Genomic DNA, 19,933 nt, shown 5'->3' with positions numbered 1-19,933 from the left:
ATTATTTTTATTCATGATATAATTTGTAGTTGAGTGTTCCAATAGGATTTTGATTGAAAGGCGGTTATGACGTGATACAAGTAACCAATTTAGGACTTCGGTTTAGTGATCGAAAGTTATTTGATGAAGTGAATTTAAAGTTTACACCTGGCAATTGTTATGGTGTTATTGGTGCCAATGGTGCTGGAAAGTCAACATTTCTAAAGATATTATCTGGAGAAATTGATGCAACGGATGGGGAAGTGTTCATGACACCGGGAGAACGTCTTGCGGTATTGAGGCAGGATCATTTCCAATTTGATGCTTTTACAGTTATAGACACTGTAATTATGGGGCATAAAAGGCTATATGAAGTTATGAAAGAAAAAGATGCCTTATATATGAAAGAAGACTTCAGTGAAGCAGATGGCATGAAAGCTGCTGAATTGGAAGGTGAATTTGCAGAAATGGAAGGCTGGGACGCTGAGTCCAATGCCGAAAAATTGCTGAATGGCTTGGGCGTCCACAACTCAAACTTTAGTCGAAAAATGGCAGATGTTCAGCCTGATGATAAGGTGAAAATTTTGCTGGCTCAGGCACTTTTTGGTGCACCAGATATTTTGCTTTTGGATGAGCCAACCAACCATTTGGATTTTAGAGCGATTGCTTGGTTGGAAGAGTTTTTGATTACTTATGATAAAACTGTTATTGTGGTATCACACGATAGACATTTTCTAAATAAAGTTTGTACGCATATGGTTGATATTGATTTTGGAAAAGCAAAAATGTTTGTTGGTAACTATGATTTTTGGTATGAATCCAGTCAACTGATGTCGAGATTGATCAAAGAACAAAACAAGAAAAAAGAAGAAAAGGTCAAGGAACTGCAAGACTTTATTGCACGGTTTAGTTCCAATGCATCAAAGGCAAAACAAGCAACTTCTCGAAAAAAAATGCTTGAAAAAATCAATATTGAAGACATACAGCCTTCTTCGAGACGTTATCCTTTTGTAGGTTTTACGCCTGAGAGAGAGGCGGGCAAAGACATTTTGCTTGTGGAAGGTATTTCTAAGACCGTTGATGGTGAAAAAATTCTTGATAATGTTTCTTTTACGATTAATAAAGGAGATAAGGTTGTTTTTTTGAGCCGTAACGACAATGCGAAGACAATACTTTTTAAAATTCTGATGGGTGAAGAAGAGCCAGATGAAGGGTCTTTTAAATGGGGTGTTACAACATCTCAAGCCTATTTACCAAAAGACAATTCAGAGTATTTTGATGGTGTAGAATACAATTTGATTGACTGGCTGAGACAGTTTTCTGAAGAAAAGACAGAAACGTTTATCCGAGGTTTTTTAGGCAAAATGCTTTTCTCAGGTGATGAGCCTCTTAAAAAATGTGATGTCTTATCTGGTGGTGAAAAAGTCAGATGTATGTTCTCAAAATTAATGCTATCAAAAGCAAATGTCTTGCTATTGGATGACCCAACAAATCATTTGGATCTAGAATCCATTGAAGCAGTGAACAATGGCCTGATTGCTTTCAAGGGTACCATGTTATTCACGTCACATGATCACAAGTTTATCGAAACTTTAGCAAATCGTGTTATTGAGATTACACCGACAGGTATTTTTGATAAAGAAATTGATTTTGACGTTTTCCTTGAGTCTGAAGAAATACAATTGCAGATTGATGGAATGTATCCAAACACTTAAAAACCCTTGCAAACTCGATGCAAAAAGTGTATTATTAAGACGTACCTTAGATCCACAAGAAAAAAAGATTAATTTAAAAGTTAGGAAAGCCAGATTCTTTTTAGAGTTTTAGCTTCCAGGATTTTATTAATATTTTTTCTATCAGGTTTTTAAGGAAATATTAAAATTTGGAGGCACGTCATGATGAACGGCACTGTAAAATGGTTTAACTCAGAAAAAGGATTTGGATTTATCACTGGAGAAGACGGAAAAGATGTTTTCGTACACTTCTCACAAATCAACAAAGAAGGTTTTAAGTCTTTGGAAGAAGGCGAAGCTGTTACTTTTGAAATCGCTGAAGGTCCTAAAGGTCCTCAAGCTGAGAACGTAACACCAATCAGATAGTTAAGCCAAAGCCTCGGCATAGCCGAGGCTTTTTTAAATGAATGACGTGAAAGGATAAAATTATGATCCAAATTGGAAAAATACAAAAATTATATGTCAATCGAATTTCAAATTATGGTATTTTTTTAAGCGATGAGATTAATGGCGAAAATGAAATATTACTTCCTGCTAAAGGAATAGATCAAAATTTGAAACAAGATTCTGAAATTTCGGTTTTTGTTTACAAAGACATAGAACAAGGCATTGTTGCAACCACATCTGTTCCCAAACTACAGCTGGGTGAAATCGGAATGCTCCCTGTAACTGGAAGTATTAAATCTGGAACATTTCTTGATATGGGTGTCGGGCAAGACTTATTTATGCCATTCAACGAAACCAAAGGAAACCCACAAAAAGGCCAGAAATGTTTGGTTAGAATTGAGATAGATTCAGAACAAAAATTGTTTGGAACCATGAAGATTTATAACCATTTAACTGTACAAGAAAATATGAAAGTGGGTGACCATGTTAAGGGAACCGTTTATGAACTTTCAAATGAAATGGGTGCGTTTGTAGCCGTAGAGAATCAGTTTCATGGCATGATTCCAAAACATGAAATTTATAAAGAAATTAAAGAAGGTGCCCAAATTACGGCCCGAATTACAAAAATTAGAGAAGATGGGAAAATAAATTTAAGCATACGCGAAAGGGCGCAGATTCAAATCAACGACGATGTTCAATTGATTTTAGATGCACTTGAGTCATCTGAAGGTATTTTGTACCTCAACGATGATACCCCGCCGGAAATTATTAAAAAGAGACTAAACATTAGTAAAAGAGCCTTTAAGAGAGCCGTTGGAAAGCTTTTGAAAGAAGGAAAAATCGAACTTTTTGAAGATGGAATCCGATTAATCTCATAATTTCTTCAAATAGTTGTGTCATACTTGTTATTTTTTAGTATAATAAAAAGAGGATGACAAAAGTTCAAGGAGTATTCTTATGACGCAAAAAAACAAAGTCACAGTTAAAATTATGGATAGGGACTATACACTGGTCAGTGATGATTCCAGAGAGCATATGCAGAAGGTTGCAAATTATGTGGATGACAAAATGCGTGAAATTTTTGACGGCAATAAAAAATTAAGCACATCTATGATAGGTGTTTTGACAGCATTAAATGTGGCGGATGAATACCATAAAATCAAATCAGAAAAAGAAGAACTTGAACGTCGAATTAATTCGCCTCAATATGAACTAAAAAGTGCTAGAGATGAGTTAGATGCTGTCGTTACTGAGTTTGAAAGACGCAGTCAGGCGTATGAAAAAATGGTGAAAGAGTTTTCAAAATTGATTGACAGTTCTAGTATTTATGAAACAGGGGTTTCGCAACTGAGACGTAGAATGGAAAAGTTGGATTACGATCTTAAACAGAAAGAGGAGAACCTTAAAAAGTCACGCGATGAAGTCCTTGAATTGGAAAAAGAAATTTCGTCGACTGACATGCACGTTGGTATGATAGATTTTGAAGAAGAATCAGATGAATAGTCCGGAGCAAAAGTGCCTGTTTTGGGCACTTTTTTTATAGCTATAATTGGTTTCAATTGATTGGAGGGAATGCACATGAAAGAACGTACTTTGCGCGTATTGGAATATACTAAAATAATGACTATGCTTTCCGGAAAAGCAACTTCTACCCTGGGAAAGACTCTATGTGAAACTTTAAAGCCAGAAAAAGCGATTGACTCTATTCGCGAAATGCAAAATGAAACCAGTGAAGCAGTAGATATGATGATTCAGTTTGGAACGCCACCAATTGGCCCGATCTATAATCAAGAAAATTCGCTTAAAATGGCGCGAATTGGAGGCGTTTTGTCTCCCAAACAACTTATGGAAATTGGAGACAGTTTAAGAACGGCAAGAGTCCTAAAAAAATATATGACGACACATGCTAATTATGCTGAGAAATATAGTATTTTATCAAATTATGGGTCTTCTTTACATGTTTTATCTGAACTTGAAAAGGAAATTGAGCGTTGTATTGTATCTGAAACTGAAGTTTCAGACCATGCTTCGCCAGAATTGAAACGGATTAGACGGACCATTGAAAGCAAGAATGCCAGCATAAGAAGCAAGCTTGAATCTATGATTACTTCTGCAACTTATCAAAAATATTTACAAGATACTTTAGTAACCATCAGACAAGATCGGTTTGTGATTCCAGTAAAAAGTGAGCACAAAAATCAAGTAAAGGGCTTGGTACATGATCAGTCTGCCAAAGGAAGTACGGTTTATATTGAGCCAATTGCAGTGGTTGAACTTAATAATGAGCTGAGGAATCTAAAACTTGATGAAGCAAAAGAAATTGAGCGTATTTTAAGAGTTTTAACAGGATTTGTCGCAGATAATGCCGTTAACCTCGAGCTGAATATGAGGACATTGGGACAACTGGATTTTATTTTTGCGAAAGGCAAGTTGTCTTTGGAAATGAAAGCGGTAAAACCTGAACTATCCAATAAACTTAGCTTTAGAATCAAAAATGGGCGGCATCCTCTTTTGCCAAAAGATGAAGTTGTGCCTTCAAATGTATGGCTAGGGGATCAATTTAACACTTTGCTGATTACTGGGCCAAATACAGGCGGGAAAACCGTAACACTTAAAACGGTTGGCTTGTTAACCCTAATGGCTCAGGCTGGTCTCCATGTTCCTGCAGACTATGGGACGGAAATTGCAGTATTTGATCAAATTTTTGCAGATATTGGTGATGAACAGAGTATCGAACAGAGTTTGAGTACTTTTTCATCCCACATGACAAATATTGTTTCGATTTTAAAAGAAATCACACCTGAATCGCTGGTCCTTTTTGATGAACTGGGTGCTGGAACGGATCCCACAGAAGGTGCAGCTCTTGCAATGGCTATATTGGATGAACTTGGTAAGCGCAAAATACGAACCCTAGCAACCACGCACTATTCTGAACTGAAAACATATGCCATCTCAAACAGTTGGATTGAAAATGCCAGTGTTGAATTTGATGTAGAATCTTTAAGTCCAACCTATAAACTTTTAATTGGGATTCCCGGAAAATCCAATGCATTTGAAATTTCGAGAAAATTGGGTTTGGGAAATGGCCTTATTGAGCAGGCAAAGGCATATGTACATCAAGATAATATCGAGTTTGAGGACATTATTGCCAGTATTGAAAAGAGTCGAAAGATTGCAGAGGCTGAACGTAATGAAGCGACTCGGTTAAAATTAGAAGTTGAAAAACTCAAGTCTTCTTTATCGGATAAAGAAGACAAGTGGTTATTGAAACGAGACGAAATGATGCGAAAAGCGCGTGAAGAAGCAAAAGATATTCTTAGAAATGCAAAGAATGAAGTGGATGAAATTGTAAAAAGTATGCGTGAAATTAAAAAAACCAATGCAAATGACAAAAATAAAGAGATAGAGCGCATGCGAAAAAGGCTACAAGATCAGCTTGGGAATGTGGCAGATCAGGTAATAGATGCAGATGCAGAAAGCGATATGGCGCCTGAAAATGTCATTGTTGGCGATTCAGTGCGCGTTCTCAGCATTAATCAAGAAGGAACAGTATTAACACTTCCAAATGAAAAGGGCGAGTTGACTGTACAAGTTGGACTGATGAAAATGGGGGTCAATATAAAACAATTGGTTCTCATATCTAAGAAAAAGAAAGACGCTTCTGTTTATAATAAGTTAAAACAAGCACGGGCTTCCAGTATGAGCATTCATCCTGAGATCGATGTTAGAGGTGAAAATCTAGAAGATGCGATTTTAAAGGTGGACAAGTATTTAGATGATGCAGCACTTTCAAGTCTAAGTCATGTTCGTATTATACATGGTAAGGGAACGGGTGTTTTGAGAAAAGGACTGCAGGATCATTTTAGAGGACACCCTCATGTGAAACATTATGAATTTGCTGCTTATAATGAGGGTGGAAATGGGGCTACAGTCATTGAACTGAAATAGGGGGACGCTATGATTGATTTAAACGCCGATCTGGGGGAAAGTTTTGGTATATATCAATTGGGAAACGATGAACTTTTAATACCATTTATTACGTCTGCTAATGTTGCATGTGGATTTCATGCAGGGGATTCAAATGTAATGTATCATACGGTCAAACTTTGTAAAGAAAATCGGGTTCGGGTTGGTGCACACCCGGGGTATATGGGTTTACAAGGTTTTGGTAGACGGAAAATACAGTTAACAATTGACGAGATGGTAAATAGTGTTTTGTACCAAGTGGGGGCACTAAAGGGTATCTGTACGTTTTTATCTGTACCATTGACCCATGTAAAACCACATGGTGCACTTTATACGGATTTGGCAAGGGATTTTAAAGCTTCCAAAGCGCTTGCCATAGCCCTACATAAGCTAGATCCGAATATAATATTGTATGGGTTATCAGGGAGTGAAATGCAAGTGGCAGCAGAAAGGATTGGCATACAATTCTACGCTGAAGTCTTTTCGGATCGGGGCTATGATTCAAGTGGCCACCTTGTTAAAAGGTCACTTGAAGGCGCTTTTGTGACCTCGGTAGATGAGGCAGTGAATCGAATGATACACTTAATAAAAACAGGCACAATTGAAAGTGTCGATGGGCAAATTATTACATTAAAAGCAGACACAGTCTGTTTGCATGGTGATGGTGTACATGCCTTAGAATTAGCCAAACGATTAAATAATGCTTTGATTGAGAAAAACATATGAAGTGGTATTGGAAGTTAATGGGGGATTCGGCCCTTACAATTTATTTAGAAGATCATATAGACCCTATGATGAATGCACATGTTGTTTTGCTTAAAGATAATTTGCTAAAGCAGGATATAAAAGGGGTTAGAGCAATTGTTTCAACGTATCATTCAGTGAGTGTGTTTTTTTACCCAACTGTTTTTAGGAGAGAAGAATTACTAGCATTTGTCCATTCATTTTTTAGTAGAGATCATTTAATTGATTTGACAACCAAGGAGATTGTGGAGATTCCTGTTGACTATTGTGGTGAGGACATGGAATTTGTGTCAAAACATACAGGACTTTCTGTTGAAGAAATTATTTTAAAGCATACAGCACCGATTTATAGAATTTATATGATAGGGTTTACACCTGGATTTCCATATCTAGGTGGTATGGATCCTAAACTTGCAACGCCTAGACGAAAAACGCCAAGATTAAAAGTAGCTGCAGGCTCTGTTGGGATTGCAGATCATCAAACTGGGATTTACTCAGTAGATTCACCCGGAGGATGGCAAATAATAGGGAAAACAAAGGTCAAACTTTTCGATGCAGAGTCGAAAAATCCGTTTTATTTGCGAGCAGGTCAATGGGTAAAATTTAGTTCTATATAGGGCAGTGGGGTGTGGAAAGATGGCGATAACGATTATTAAACCTGGTTTTTCTAGCACGATACAGGATGAAGGACGTTTTCAGGGGTTGGATCAAGGTGTTTCTCAAGCAGGGGTAATGGATGCATACGCTTATTTTGCCGCCAATAGTTTAGCTGGAAATGATTGCCATACACCAGTAATTGAAGTTGTTGGGGGACACTTTGAGTTTCGTGCGGACAAGCCGATTCAAATTGCGATAACGGGTGGAAATGCAGAAATATATATCAATTCGGTTTCGGTTAAAGGTTGGACATCCTATCCGTTAAAAAGAGGTGATAAGGTTTCGATTGGCAGCATGATTACTGGACTTAGAATTTATCTTGCAATTCATGGAATTTGGCAGAATTTAAGTTGGTTTTTGGGCTCGTGTGCAACTGATCAAAAATCAAAACTTGGTGGGATTGATGGAAAAGCGCTCAGTTCAGGCATGCAAATAGAAGTAGAGACCAATACCAATACCAATATATATCCATTTAAGGGGCGTTTATTGAACCCATACAGACGCTATTTTGAAATGTTGGACAGTTCAATAAAAAAGATTCGAGTTATAAAAGGGCCGCAGGACACTTATTTTTCGGTAGAGGCACTTAAGCTTTTTGTGAATCAGGTTTATACGGTGAAAAATGAGAGCAACAGAATGGGAATTAGGCTAGAAGGGGATCCTTTGAAACACCTAAAGGGACCAGACATCTTGTCGGATGCCATCGCTTTTGGAAGTGTCCAGATTCCAGGTGATGGACACCCCATAATTATGATGGCAGATCGACAAACCACAGGTGGGTATACAAAAATTGGGACGATACTATCAGCAGATTTGCCCATTATGGCTCAAGTAAAGCCACACGATCAAATCCAATTCCAGTGGGTTGACCATGCGTTTGCGATGCCTTTTCCTGAAGTCGAAAAAAAAGACTTGATTGCCTTTGAGGACCTGCGCATCCAAGTAAATGGCATGACGTATAATACCCGCGTAGAGGAAATCAAGTTATAATTTTATGGGTTTAAAGCATCTTTGATTAATTTTAAGTCATCTAATTCAGGAAATTTATCAATACCTTGATCAATGTAACGATGCGCAGTTTTTATGTGTCCAACGGAATAATGATAATAAGCTGCGCTGGCAAAAGTTTCTGGTTTACGCCTTTGAATACCAGTCGCAATGGTAACAGGCACTAATAAAATTAGAACGACGGCAATTTGAAGAGGGATTCTTTTTTTAGATTTCATGGATTCATGGCGCAACCCTAGGGCAAATGCAGTTGTAAAGCCGCCAATTAATCCGCCGACATGGCCCGCCATATCTATGTTTGGTCTAATCAATCCTAAAATCAGATTAAGACCAATCAGGACTAAAAAGTCAGTGCCATAAATACGCTTGTAGACAGTTGGATTGATTTTATACAGGAATAAATTTGCACCCATTAGACCAAAGATAGCACCTGAAGCCCCAACTGAAACATTGCTTACAAGCAGGTAACTAAATGCAGATCCAATTAGACCTGAAACAAAATACAAAATTAGAAACTTTGTTTTTCCAAAGAAACGTTCAATATCCTTTCCAAGAATATAAAGCGCAAGCATGTTAAAAATTAAATGCATCAAGTCAGCGTGAAGAAACATGGATGTAAGTAAGCGCCAAAATTCGCCCATACCAATGAGAAAGTTCACTTTTGCGCCCAATTTAATAAGTGCGCCACCTGAAGTGAAATCAATGACTTGTGTCAGCAAGAACATGAAAATGTTTATGCCAATGAGCCATTCTGTCAATGTTAAGTGTTTGAGTTTGGATTTGTAATAATTTAAATTTGCCATATAGTAGCTCCTTTTAAGTGATAGTAGTATTATAACGGATATTGAATGCGATTATAACAAATTCATAAAAACTTTACACAAATGGTTGAAAACGTTAATTTGTTATGCTAAAATTAATTTCAAATTCATATGTATTCTATGATTGGAACAGTAGCACTTAAATTCCTTAATAGCGAGTCGAAGACGGTGGAAGTTCGATAATATTTATTTGTGAAGAGAGCCCATGAGAATTCTTTGGCCCTGGTTGAAGAACGGTTAACCGACGTTATACGGTCTTAAGTGGAAATTAATTTCAATTAGAGTGGTACCGCGGATTATTCGTCTCTTGTCAATCAAGAGGCGTTTTTATTTTTTTGATAAAAGGAGGACATTATGATCGATTATAAAATGAGTATTGCTGAACTGCTACACCCTTTAGTGCCAAGTATGACACTGGAGGAAATTCGAAATCTAGTAGAACATCCCAAAAACACAGATATGGGTGACTATGCTTTTCCTTGTTTTAAACTTTCGAAGGAAATGAGACAAGCGCCACAAGTTATTGCACAGACATTTGTGGATCAAATTAATTTGCCAGATACACTGGCGTCAGTTGAAGCTATTTCTGGGTTTTTAAATTTTAAAGTAAGTACAAGTCACTTTGCACAAAATATTTTAGAAGCGGTTATGGCACAAAAAGAGTATTATGGCAGTTCTGATGTCGGGGAAGATAAAAAAACAATTATTGAGTATTCATCTGTAAATATTGCAAAGCCATTTCATATGGGCCATATTCGAAGTACTATGATTGGTGAGTCGCTCAGAAGAATTTATGATTTTCTAGGATACGATACGGTTGCCATTAATCATTTGGGAGATTATGGAACTCAATTTGGAAAACTAATTGTCGCTTTTAAACTTTGGGGAGATCGAGAGACCATTGAAAAAGATCCAATTCCTGAACTGCTTAAGATTTATGTGAAGTTTCACCAGGAAGCTGAAGAAAACCCAGAACTTGAAGATGAAGCGAGAAGTTGGTTTACAAAATTAGAGAATAACGATCCAGAAGCTGTTGAGCTTTGGACACTTTTTAAAGAAATGTCTTTGAAAGTATTCAATCGGGTTTACGATAAGCTAGGCGTTACTTTTGACTCTTATGCTGGGGAAAGCTTTTACTCAGATAAAATGCAGGCCATTTTGGATGAACTTAGGGAAAAGAAAATTGTTCAAAAATCAGAGGGAGCAGAAATTGTTGACCTTGAACCCTATGGTATGCCACCAGCTTTAATTACTAAGAAAGATGGCTCAACCCTATACATGACAAGGGACCTTGCAGCAGCAAAATATAGGAAAGACACTTATGATTTTGATAAAAACATATATGTGGTTGGCAGTGCTCAAAAACTTCATTTTCAGCAGTGGATCAAAATTGTTGAACTGATGGGACATGCTTGGAGTAAAGATTGTGTTCATGTTGAATTTGGAATGGTATCCTTAGAAGAAGGGTCCCTTTCCACACGTAAAGGAAATGTTGTGTTTTTAGAAGATGTTTTAGACAAAGCAGTTGAGAAGACACTTGAGATAATTAATGAAAAAAATCCAGACTTGTCTGATAAAGCATCGGTGGCTAAATCTATTGGCATTGGGGCTGTTGTCTTCCAAGAATTGTATACTTCGAGAACAAAAGACTATGCGTTTAGCTTAGATAAAACGTTATCTTTTGAAGGGGAAACGGGACCTTATGTGCAATATACACATGCACGTGCCTGCAGTGTTTTGAGAAAAGCTGAGTTTGATCCTCTTTCAGATATAGAGTATGGTGTTTTGTCAGACCCTGCTTCAAAAGAAGTTGTTAGAATTTTGGCGAAGTTCAATGAAATTGTTGTGCTGGCACATAAGAACTATGAACCGCATACTGTGGCGCGATATGCAGTGGATCTTGCTCAAGCCTTTAACCGTTTTTATCATGACAACTCAATACTTGTGGAAGATAAAGCACTAAGAAATGCAAGATTGGCACTTGTTTATAGCAGTAAAATTGTCTTAAAGAATGCGTTGCATTTGGTTTGCCTTGATGCACCTGAACAAATGTAAGAAAAACACCAACCTATAATTTTGGAATAGGTTGGTGTTTTTTTATAGTCTTCTGAGACACCGGTTCAAAGTATCTTTGGTTAGATTTTCTTTGAGGATAAAATCACTAAAATCTAAATTTTTCAAGCGATGGGTAACGTCTTTTACCTCGCTTGATGTAATAATGACAACAGGAATTTTTGGGTGGGCTAGGTGTTTGAGCTTTTCTAGCAATTCTTCTGCACTACCGTCTGTTAATTCCATACCAGTGAATATGACATCGTATTGATTTTCAACCAGAAGTTTCTTTAATGAGTCAATTGTGTCAGTGCCGGTATAGTCATGTCCTTGATTGGTAATCATATCGTGGATGACTCTTCTAAAAAAGACACTGTACTCAAAATGAAGTATTTTCATTTCCACCCCCTGTTTTTAAAATTCAATATCCTCTCTTAATACTTCAGGATCTTTTTTGGTGTAGACGCGGTCAGAATGACGCATAATATCTTTGATGCTCTCTAAGACGCAGTCTACAGAGCCGTCGAGGACTTTTAAGTCTTCTTTGCTAATATTGTAGTACAAATAAAGGTCTTCGAACAATCTGACCAGTTTGGTCAAGTGATTGTCTATTTCAATAAATTGTTTAAAATTCGATGAATTCATTGCGTTTCTAAATTGTTCAACATCAACACGGATAATGTCGACGATATCTTCCTCGTACTGAAAGTCTCCAATACTCAATAAATAGGGTTTGATTCTCTCAACGAAGAAGGTATTGTCTTCATTTAAATGGTAGGCATACGTAATACGATTGCCACCAAGATCGAATTTCACTAAAAACATAATGCCCTGGATGTCTATAACTCGAGCACCCATTTTTTGAAATTCTTCTTTGCAGATCTCGTGTCGGATGAGTCTTGAAGACATAATTGCCATAAAATACCTCCTGCTTATATATTTAAAGTATAACATATTATTTTATCGTGTCATAATGAAATTATAAATTCCAGTCACTTGAATCTCATGTTATACTTGATTAAGGAAAGGAAGCGAATATGAAAATACTTTTAATGACCTTAAATTCAAAATATATACATTCAAATTTAGCCATACACTCTATTTATAGATATTGGGTTCAAAACCTTAAAAAACCTGACTCAAATGTGACAATTGACGTGAGAGAATTTACAATTAACAACGATATGGATCCAGTTTTATCAGAGATGCATAGGGGGCGATATGACGTCGTATTTGTTTCTGCTTATATATGGAATATTGAACTTCTGACAGTTTTAATTGAAAACTATAACAGATTGAATCCCGAAACTTTGATTTTTTTGGGAGGGCCTGAAGTTTCGTATAATCCCTTTGAACAAATGTCTAATTTACCCGCTATACATGGGGTCTTTTGTGGTGAAGGTGAAGAAAGTTTTACGGCTGCAGTGAGACATTTTTTAAGTGGCAATGCTCTGGATACATTACATCATATTCCCGGTATTGCAACTCGATATTCAGTAGTGGCGCCAACACCAGTAATTGTTTCTGATTTGGACAGTCTTCCTTTTCCGTATGAGAGTATGGATGCATTTTCAAATAGAATTGTCTATTATGAAAGCACAAGAGGATGCCCTTATTCATGTTCATATTGTTTATCGTCTTCACTTAAAGGGGTCAGACGGTTATCGCTTGAACGTGTGTACAGTGATATGAAAAAGTTCCTAGAGTGGCAAGTCCCTCAAGTTAAATTTGTGGATCGCACATTTAACCTTGATAAAAAACATGCACTTTCTATTATGCAGTATCTCGTAGACCATGATAATGGGGTTACCAATTTTCATTTTGAGATCAATGGCAATTTGTTGGACTCTGATTATTTTGCGCTTGTTTCAAAAGGCCGAAAAGGATTGTTCCAATTTGAAATTGGCATTCAAAGCACATGTACATCAACACTAACAGCGATTAATAGAAATATACCTTTTGAACAGTTGAAGGAAAATATTCAAGAACTCATAAAAACTCAAAAAACACATGTTCATGTGGACTTGATTGCAGGCTTGCCTCTAGAGTCTTACAAACGGTTTTTAAAATCTTTTGATGATGCTTATAATTTAGGCGCAAATCAACTGCAACTTGGTTTTTTAAAGGTGCTTAAAGGGACTGCTCTATATGGTCAAAAAGACAGGTATGGTTACAAAGTTCGTAGAGAGACACCTTATGAAGTGTTGGAAAATAACTATATTTCTTTTGATGATCTTGCTGTCTTGAAAGAAGTGGAAAAATTGGTGGAGTGGTATCATAATTCTGAACGGTTTAAGGTCTCTTTTAAATGGTTATTAATGAAAACGGGAAATAAACCCAGTGAACTTTTTCTTTCTTTAAGAAAATGGTTTTTTAGCAGAGGATTGTTAAATGTACCTATTTCAACATTTAACTTATACCTCTATCTAGACGCTTATTACAAATCCGTGGTGGATTCTGGAGATGAGCAGGTATTTAACGACTTATTGAAATATGATTATTATGCTTCTGGACTGAGAGGCCAGAGGGACTTATTCCATTATCCCGATATTCCCAGATTCAACAAACGACGTATTGAAATATTGGATATGCAAGACGTTAAAAATCATTTTGTAGATGAAGATGACCCTGTGACGCCAAAAGAAATGCTGAAATATTTGGAGTTTGTCGTTTTTAAACACGATGTGGTCGGATGGATTTCAGAGACTTCATCCCTTATTCCGGAGACGAATTCTGTTGTTGTATTCAACATGAAAAAACCTTACGCATTTTTAAAATTGGGAATTCAGTTATTTAAAGGAGATGCCTCATGAAACGAATTTTAATACATTCAAATAGTAGGCCAATATCCATACAGGTAAAGAATCAGTTGGTACCTTTGCTTGAAAAAAGCGGTAAAATGATTGTCAGAGAGAATCCTGATGTGATTGTTGTAATTGGCGGTGATGGGACTATGTTAAGTGCCATTAGACGGTATAAGCATTTTAAGACACCTTTTGTTGGTATTGACACAGGAACTTTAGGATTTTTGACAACGATTATGCCAGATCGAATCGATCAGATTTTTGAAGTGCTAGATGGGAAAAACTATCGGGTTGTAGAATACCCACTTCTTATTGTAAATTCCAGAACTTTGAGCGGTGAAGTCTATACAGACTATGCGTTTAATGAAATAATTATTAAACATGTTGAGCCTAAATTGATGGAAGCTAAAGTTTATTTTAACTCAAGGGCATTTAATTATTTTACTGGGGATGGGTTTATTATATCTACACCTATAGGTGCAACTGGATATGCAATTTGGGCTGGTGGTGCTGTTATGCACACAGATTTACCTGTGTTTCAGATTACGCCATTAACACCAAATGATAACAGCGTGAACCGTCCTATGGGCTCAACTATGATTCTTCCTGAGGACACTTACATTGATATCAAGGTTGTAAATGCACATAAAAGAAAAGTTATCGTAGCGTGTGATGGCAACAAATTGTCTGATGAGTATATAGAAGACATTCATGTGAAAGTAGCAGATGATGTGAAAGTTCATGTTATTAAATCTGATGCGTTTGATTACTTTGATCTTTTTAAACGTAAAATTATTGATAAGAATATTAGACGAGTTTTAGAATAAAGGAGATTGAAATGGCTTCGTACAAAGCATATCAACAAAAATTTCTAGAAAAGCAACTTGACCGTATCGTTTTCATAGAGCTAAAATCAGATTCTCATATACAGGTGGGGACCATGATGTTAGATCCAGAAATTCCGCTGCCAGTTAGTGTTGAAGATCTAGCATCAAATATAAAAAGCCAGTCATACGAACAGATACCTCCTGTGGCTCTCATCAAAGGGATTGTTATTTATTTGGGTGTAGGAAAAGATGAAAAGACATTTGTACCCTACTATGGAAAATTAATACAGGCACTGGATGTGAATGTTTTAGGTTTGATCTTAAATGATGCAGTGCTCTATGCCGAAAATGAAGCGTATGAATTGGCCATAATGTATTTTAATGCTGTGCTTGCAATTGATCCGATTAATTTAGATGCACTTTTCAATATTGGGCGATGCTATATGGATTTATCGTTCAAGAAAGAATCGGAAGAACTCCAGCGTATGGCTAAGGTATATTTTGAACAAACAGTTGATAACCATCCAAATTTTTACGATGCGTATTATCATCTGGGATTTTGCTATTATAATGAAGCTTCTTTTTTAAAGGCTGAAGCAGCATGGCGCAAAGCATTAGGGGGCGACATAAGCGTCGATAGGCGGTCTGAAATCGTAGAGGCAATGGGACGTGTTAGAGATAAAGCCCTATTTGAAAATGGCCGAAATTTGATTTTGGCACAAAGGCTTGAAGAAGGGTTAGAACTCCTAAAAACACTTGAGGAAGATCATGATGATTGGTGGGAACTAAATTTTTTCATAGGCGTTGCTTATCGCATGAAAGAACTATATGACGATGCAATTCCTTACTTTTTGAAAGTGCTCACATTAAATACTGGCCATGTACAGAGTATGAATGAGGTTGGTATTTGTTTCCTTTCAGTTGGTGATTTTAAAATGGCCAGATCCTATTTCGAAGAAGCACATCGTATAGCACCAAATAGTTCGGAGTTTATTGTGAATATAGGCATTGTCGATTTTACAATAGGTGAAATAGATGCAGCAAGAGCATGGTTTAATCAAGCTTTGGAAATCAATTCTAATGATGATGTTGCTAAAATGTGGTTGAATCACCTTAACAGTCAGTTGAATTAAAGGGTTATAATCCCAGAGTCAGGTATGTGATTCTGGGATTTTAAATTTTGACATAGTTTTAACAGCTCCATCTATTGATGTGTGCCTAATTATAGTGTAAAATGAATTGAGTTTCAAAAAAAAGTTGAACACATACAAAATATTTTAAGAAGGTGTGGTGTCTATGATTAAAAGTGTCAGTGATCTATTGAACGCGGCTAAAACCGGAGAGACCATGACTCTTGTAGTCGCAGCTGCTCAAGATGCAGATGTGCTTTATGCTGTTTGTAAAGCAGCTGAAGAAGGGTTGGTCAAACCAATACTCGTAGGAGATGCGGGGGCAATTCAGCAAATTGCAAAAGAACAGTCATTGCGTATTGATTCTTATGAACTTTTGAACGAACCAGATTTAGTGGAGGCTGCTAGAAAATCAGTAAAATTGGTTTCCGATGGCGTAGGCGATTTTCTAATGAAAGGCCTTATTGATACATCTATCCTTTTAAAGGCAGTTTTAGATAAGGAAATTGGCTTAAGAACAGACCGGTTACTAAGCCATGTTATGATTTATGAAGTGCCTCACTATCATAAACTCTTATTCTTGACAGATGGTGGCATGAATATTGAACCGGGATTTGATGAAAAGGTTAAAATCACTCAAAATGCTATAGATGCTTGTAGAGCTATGGGGACTCAAGTGGTTAAGGTGGCAGCTTTGGCGGCCAAAGAAAAAGTTAACGAGAAGATGCTGGCAACAGTGGATGCACGTAAACTTCAAGATCTTTCAAGAGAAGGTTACTTTGGCGAGGGTGTTATTATAGAAGGTCCTTTGGCAATGGATTTGGCTGTGTCAAGAGAAGCAGCTCAAATTAAAAATTTTAAAAGTGAAATTGCTGGAGACACAGATGTTTTGGTGGTACCGACAATTGAAGTTGGCAATGGTATTGGAAAAACTTTGACTTATTTGGCTGGGGCTGAATCTGCAGGTGTTATTATGGGGGCAAAGGTACCTGTAGTCTTGGTTTCTAGAGCAGATAGTTATGAAGCGAAATTGAATTCCATTGCTTTGGGCAGTGTGATTGCGGCGAATTCTAAGTAAATGGATCAAAAGATAAGGAGAATAATAACATGAAGCATTTAATGACAGGGAATGAGGCGGTTGCAAGAGGTGCTTATGAAGCAGGTGTATCATATGCCAGTGCATATCCTGGAACGCCAAGTACAGAGATTTTGGAAAATATGGCTCAATACAAAGATGTATTGACTGCGGAATGGGCGAATAATGAAAAAGTTGCCCTAGAAACGGCAATTGGGGCATCAATGGCAGGTGTAAGAACTTTGGCTGCTATGAAGCATGTTGGGGTGAATGTTGCTGCAGATCCGCTGTTTACAATTGGTTATACAGGTATTACGGGAGGCCTAGTTTTGGTTTCTGCTGATGATCCAGGATGCCACAGCTCACAAAATGAGCAAGACAACAGATACTATGCTAAATTTGCAAAAATTGCATGTGTGGAGCCTAGTGACTCTCAAGAATCAAAAGATTTCATGAAGTCGGCTTTTGAAATATCCGAAAAATTTGACGTTCCAGTATTGTTTAGAATGACCACACGTGTTTGTCACTCTAAAGGCCTTGTGGATTTTGAAGAACGTCAAGAGGTACCGATTATACCTTATGTAAAAAAACCACAAAAATTTATAGCAGCGCCTGCCCATGCTAGAATTCTTCATCCTATTGTTGAAGATAAATTGAAAGCAATGGAAGCATTTTCAAATGAGACACCACTAAATCGAATTGAATGGGGCAGTAAAAAAATTGGTATTGTAACATCTGGTGTTGCTTATACTTATGCACGTGAAGTGTTTGGTGAAAGTGCGTCCTACTTGAAACTTGGCTTTACGCATCCATTGCCAATGGATAAAATTAGGTCATTTGCAAAAGAGGTTGAAACACTTTATGTAATTGAAGAACTCGAACCTTACATTGAAGAGCAAATGAAAGCAGCTGGGATTTCTTGTATCGGTAAAGATAAAGTGCCAAGAGTTGGCGAACTTAATCCAGATATTGTTGCTAAAGCACTTCTAGGTGAAGAACGTGAAACAGTTCATCCAAACGACGATTTGATTGTGGGAAGACCACCTACTTTGTGTGCGGGTTGTCCACATCGAGGCTTTTTCTTTACACTGAGTAAAAAGAAAAATGTTGTTATCACCGGTGATATCGGATGTTATACTTTGGGCTCATCAGAACCTTTAAATGCAACAGATTCTGTTATTTGTATGGGTGCCTCCATTTCAATGGGGCATGGTGCTAAAAAAGCATTTGAACGCCATAACGTGGACAAACGTGTGGTTTCTGTAATTGGAGATTCAACATTTTTCCATACTGGCGTAAATTCTCTGATCAATACCGCCTATAACGGTGGAAATACTGTCAATGTGATTTTAGATAATAGAATTACTGGCATGACAGGACATCAGGAAAACCCAGGTTCTGGATATACATTGGAAGGAGACGCTACAAATCCAATTGATATTCCAGCACTTGTTAAAGCGATTGGAATCAAACATGTGGTGACAGTAAATCCGCTTAAATTAGATGAAATGAACCAAGCGATAGATGATGCCTTTGAGTTTGAAGGTCCTTCTGTGATCATTACACGTTGGCCATGTGTTCTAAAATCATTTTCACCAGAAGACTTAAAAGAATTTGATTTATCGAAAAAACTTTGTCATGTTGTCGAAGACAAATGTCGCGGATGCAAAATTTGCACAAAAACAGGTTGTCCAGCGATTAGTTTTGACAATGAAACAAAAAAAGCGAAAATCGATAAGTATATGTGCGTTGGATGTGAAGTTTGTCTTCAAGCTTGTCCGTTTGATGCAATCGAAAGGGTTGGTGAATAAAGATGAGTGATAATAAGAACATTTTATTGTGCGGCGTAGGGGGTCAAGGTATTATTTTGGCTTCTAAAATATTGGCAACAGGTTTAATTAAAGCGGGATACGATGTAAAAATGAGTGAAGTTCATGGTATGGCGCAAAGAGGTGGAAGTGTTACGACTCAGGTTAGGTATGGCGAAAAAGTACACTCACCTATTATAGGTAAGGGACAAGCAGATGTACTTGTTTCGTTTGAAACAATGGAAACATCTAGATGGCTTGAATATATTAAACCGGAAGGTCATGTTGTAATGAATGCATATCAGATTCCATCAGCGCCAATTTTAACTGGAGCTGTGAATTATCCAAAAGGTGTGATTGAGGATATTTCAGGGAAATTAAAAACAACTGTCTTTAAAGCAGCAGAACTTGCTGAAGAACTTGGAAATGTTAAAACAATGAATGTTATAGTTGTTGGTGCATTGTTAAAGGCTATGGATCTTCAAGATGTTGTAAACTGGGAAGAAGTCATTAAAGAAACGGTTAAAGAGAAGTTTATTGACATTAATATAAAAGCGTTAAAATTAGGTATGGCTCAAGTTTAATGTTGAAAAAATCACCGCGTCCGGATTAGGGCGCGTTTTTTTTTTTAGGTGAATTATCAGAATAATATTACTTTTTTAAGAAGTATTGACTTGATGAAAGAAGGGTGTTATTATCTTAAAGCACCATACGTTTCCAAGTAAACTTCTTGTAAAAACAATGTGAAAAAAGTTTGGTTAAGACGTTTAAAACATCTTGACATTGAAAATGAATGGTGGTATTATAAATGAGTCGCCGCAACACATATGAGGCGATTGTATTTTCAAAAAGAGAACCTTGAAAATTGAACAGCTTAAATGAAAAAAACCAAACGCAATTCAGTTGAGGGAAACTTCAAAAGAAAAGTGATAACGGGTTTCG

18 protein-coding genes and 1 other annotated feature are annotated in these 19,933 nt (G+C 37.0%); of the genes, 15 read left to right on the top strand and 3 right to left on the bottom strand.

Annotated features, from left to right (window positions below; genetic code table 11):
• Positions 1–71: 71 nt before the first annotated feature.
• From JOC49_RS09050 to JOC49_RS09015, 8 genes are all read left to right on the top strand, one after another.
• Positions 72–1,694: an ATP-binding cassette domain-containing protein gene (locus JOC49_RS09050; RefSeq protein ID WP_204664536.1), complete on the top strand. Its 1,623-nt coding sequence runs from the start codon at positions 72–74 to the stop codon at positions 1,692–1,694.
• 183 nt (positions 1,695–1,877) lie between these two features.
• Positions 1,878–2,078, top strand: a complete 201-nt coding sequence (locus JOC49_RS09045) for a cold shock domain-containing protein (protein ID WP_279381208.1) — start codon at positions 1,878–1,880, stop codon at positions 2,076–2,078.
• Positions 2,079–2,140: 62 nt separating this feature from the next.
• Positions 2,141–2,977 (top strand): CvfB family protein, encoded by an 837-nt coding sequence (locus JOC49_RS09040; RefSeq protein WP_204664534.1) that lies wholly within the window; start codon positions 2,141–2,143, stop codon positions 2,975–2,977.
• 79 nt (positions 2,978–3,056) lie between these two features.
• Entirely contained in the window at positions 3,057–3,602 is a 546-nt protein-coding gene (locus JOC49_RS09035; RefSeq protein ID WP_204664532.1) for a cell division protein ZapA, read from the top strand.
• A 75-nt stretch (positions 3,603–3,677) separates the two neighbouring features.
• Entirely contained in the window at positions 3,678–6,047 is a 2,370-nt protein-coding gene (locus JOC49_RS09030; protein ID WP_204664530.1) for an endonuclease MutS2, read from the top strand.
• Positions 6,048–6,056: 9 nt separating this feature from the next.
• Positions 6,057–6,791: a 5-oxoprolinase subunit PxpA gene (locus tag JOC49_RS09025; RefSeq protein ID WP_204664527.1), complete on the top strand. Its 735-nt coding sequence runs from the start codon at positions 6,057–6,059 to the stop codon at positions 6,789–6,791.
• Positions 6,788–7,426: a 5-oxoprolinase subunit PxpB gene (gene pxpB / locus JOC49_RS09020; RefSeq protein WP_204664525.1), complete on the top strand. Its 639-nt coding sequence runs from the start codon at positions 6,788–6,790 to the stop codon at positions 7,424–7,426. Before JOC49_RS09025 ends, pxpB begins: the two co-directional genes overlap by 4 nt.
• Positions 7,427–7,445: 19 nt before the next feature.
• Complete coding sequence (locus tag JOC49_RS09015; RefSeq protein ID WP_204664523.1) at positions 7,446–8,456, top strand: 5-oxoprolinase subunit C family protein; 1,011 nt, start codon at positions 7,446–7,448, stop codon at positions 8,454–8,456.
• A gap of 2 nt (positions 8,457–8,458) precedes the next feature.
• On the opposite strand, the gene JOC49_RS09010 is transcribed toward JOC49_RS09015, so the two are convergent.
• Entirely contained in the window at positions 8,459–9,277 is an 819-nt protein-coding gene (locus JOC49_RS09010) for a rhomboid family intramembrane serine protease (RefSeq protein WP_204664521.1), read from the bottom strand.
• 129 nt (positions 9,278–9,406) lie between these two features.
• Positions 9,407–9,606, top strand: a binding site (T-box leader).
• 46 nt (positions 9,607–9,652) lie between these two features.
• Between JOC49_RS09010 and argS the strand changes: the two genes are divergently transcribed.
• On the top strand, positions 9,653–11,350 hold the full coding sequence (argS, locus tag JOC49_RS09005; RefSeq protein WP_341534672.1) for an arginine--tRNA ligase: 1,698 nt from the start codon (positions 9,653–9,655) through the stop codon (positions 11,348–11,350).
• Between the two features lie 42 nt (positions 11,351–11,392).
• On the opposite strand, the gene JOC49_RS09000 is transcribed toward argS, so the two are convergent.
• Both JOC49_RS09000 and JOC49_RS08995 read right to left on the bottom strand, forming a co-directional pair.
• Complete coding sequence (locus tag JOC49_RS09000) at positions 11,393–11,746, bottom strand: response regulator (protein ID WP_204664517.1); 354 nt, start codon at positions 11,744–11,746, stop codon at positions 11,393–11,395.
• 15 nt (positions 11,747–11,761) lie between these two features.
• Entirely contained in the window at positions 11,762–12,265 is a 504-nt protein-coding gene (locus JOC49_RS08995; RefSeq protein WP_204664515.1) for a hypothetical protein, read from the bottom strand.
• 119 nt (positions 12,266–12,384) lie between these two features.
• Between JOC49_RS08995 and JOC49_RS08990 the strand changes: the two genes are divergently transcribed.
• The 6 genes from JOC49_RS08990 to JOC49_RS08965 all read left to right on the top strand — a co-directional run bounded on the left by JOC49_RS08990 (position 12,385) and on the right by JOC49_RS08965 (position 19,575).
• Positions 12,385–14,160 carry a B12-binding domain-containing radical SAM protein gene (locus JOC49_RS08990; RefSeq protein WP_204664513.1) on the top strand — a complete coding sequence of 592 codons (1,776 nt, stop codon included), beginning with the start codon at positions 12,385–12,387 and terminating at the stop codon, positions 14,158–14,160.
• On the top strand, positions 14,157–14,978 hold the full coding sequence (locus tag JOC49_RS08985) for an NAD(+)/NADH kinase (protein WP_204664511.1): 822 nt from the start codon (positions 14,157–14,159) through the stop codon (positions 14,976–14,978). The genes JOC49_RS08990 and JOC49_RS08985 overlap by 4 nt, the downstream gene beginning before the upstream one ends.
• An 11-nt stretch (positions 14,979–14,989) precedes the next feature.
• Entirely contained in the window at positions 14,990–16,111 is a 1,122-nt protein-coding gene (locus JOC49_RS08980) for a tetratricopeptide repeat protein (RefSeq protein ID WP_204664509.1), read from the top strand.
• A gap of 163 nt (positions 16,112–16,274) precedes the next feature.
• Entirely contained in the window at positions 16,275–17,186 is a 912-nt protein-coding gene (locus JOC49_RS08975; RefSeq protein ID WP_204664507.1) for a bifunctional enoyl-CoA hydratase/phosphate acetyltransferase, read from the top strand.
• Between the two features lie 29 nt (positions 17,187–17,215).
• Complete coding sequence (iorA, locus tag JOC49_RS08970; protein ID WP_204664505.1) at positions 17,216–18,994, top strand: indolepyruvate ferredoxin oxidoreductase subunit alpha; 1,779 nt, start codon at positions 17,216–17,218, stop codon at positions 18,992–18,994.
• A 2-nt stretch (positions 18,995–18,996) separates the two neighbouring features.
• Positions 18,997–19,575, top strand: a complete 579-nt coding sequence (locus JOC49_RS08965) for an indolepyruvate oxidoreductase subunit beta (protein WP_204664503.1) — start codon at positions 18,997–18,999, stop codon at positions 19,573–19,575.
• The last annotated feature ends 358 nt before the right edge of the window (positions 19,576–19,933 follow it).

The sequence above is a fragment of the Fusibacter tunisiensis genome (genome assembly GCF_016908355.1).
Classification (GTDB): Bacteria; Bacillota; Clostridia; order Peptostreptococcales; family Acidaminobacteraceae; genus Fusibacter_D; species Fusibacter_D tunisiensis.
The sequence above is the reverse complement of the archived record's forward strand: the minus strand, read 5'-3'. Positions and strand labels throughout refer to the sequence as shown.

Bases quoted from the DNA above. Each gene is read 5' to 3' on its own strand.
- JOC49_RS09045 (WP_279381208.1), top strand. From the start codon at position 1,878: ATGAACGGCACTGTAAAATGGTTTAACTCAGAAAAAGGATTTGGATTT.
- JOC49_RS09040 (WP_204664534.1), top strand. From the start codon at position 2,141: ATGATCCAAATTGGAAAAATACAAAAATTATATGTCAATCGAATTTCA.
- JOC49_RS09035 (WP_204664532.1), top strand. From the start codon at position 3,057: ATGACGCAAAAAAACAAAGTCACAGTTAAAATTATGGATAGGGACTAT.
- JOC49_RS09030 (WP_204664530.1), top strand. From the start codon at position 3,678: ATGAAAGAACGTACTTTGCGCGTATTGGAATATACTAAAATAATGACT.
- JOC49_RS09025 (WP_204664527.1), top strand. From the start codon at position 6,057: ATGATTGATTTAAACGCCGATCTGGGGGAAAGTTTTGGTATATATCAA.
- pxpB (WP_204664525.1), top strand. From the start codon at position 6,788: ATGAAGTGGTATTGGAAGTTAATGGGGGATTCGGCCCTTACAATTTAT.
- JOC49_RS09015 (WP_204664523.1), top strand. From the start codon at position 7,446: ATGGCGATAACGATTATTAAACCTGGTTTTTCTAGCACGATACAGGAT.
- JOC49_RS09010 (WP_204664521.1), bottom strand. From the start codon at position 9,277: ATGGCAAATTTAAATTATTACAAATCCAAACTCAAACACTTAACATTG.
- JOC49_RS09000 (WP_204664517.1), bottom strand. From the start codon at position 11,746: ATGAAAATACTTCATTTTGAGTACAGTGTCTTTTTTAGAAGAGTCATC.
- JOC49_RS08995 (WP_204664515.1), bottom strand. From the start codon at position 12,265: ATGGCAATTATGTCTTCAAGACTCATCCGACACGAGATCTGCAAAGAA.
- JOC49_RS08990 (WP_204664513.1), top strand. From the start codon at position 12,385: ATGAAAATACTTTTAATGACCTTAAATTCAAAATATATACATTCAAAT.
- JOC49_RS08985 (WP_204664511.1), top strand. From the start codon at position 14,157: ATGAAACGAATTTTAATACATTCAAATAGTAGGCCAATATCCATACAG.
- JOC49_RS08980 (WP_204664509.1), top strand. From the start codon at position 14,990: ATGGCTTCGTACAAAGCATATCAACAAAAATTTCTAGAAAAGCAACTT.
- JOC49_RS08975 (WP_204664507.1), top strand. From the start codon at position 16,275: ATGATTAAAAGTGTCAGTGATCTATTGAACGCGGCTAAAACCGGAGAG.
- iorA (WP_204664505.1), top strand. From the start codon at position 17,216: ATGAAGCATTTAATGACAGGGAATGAGGCGGTTGCAAGAGGTGCTTAT.
- JOC49_RS08965 (WP_204664503.1), top strand. From the start codon at position 18,997: ATGAGTGATAATAAGAACATTTTATTGTGCGGCGTAGGGGGTCAAGGT.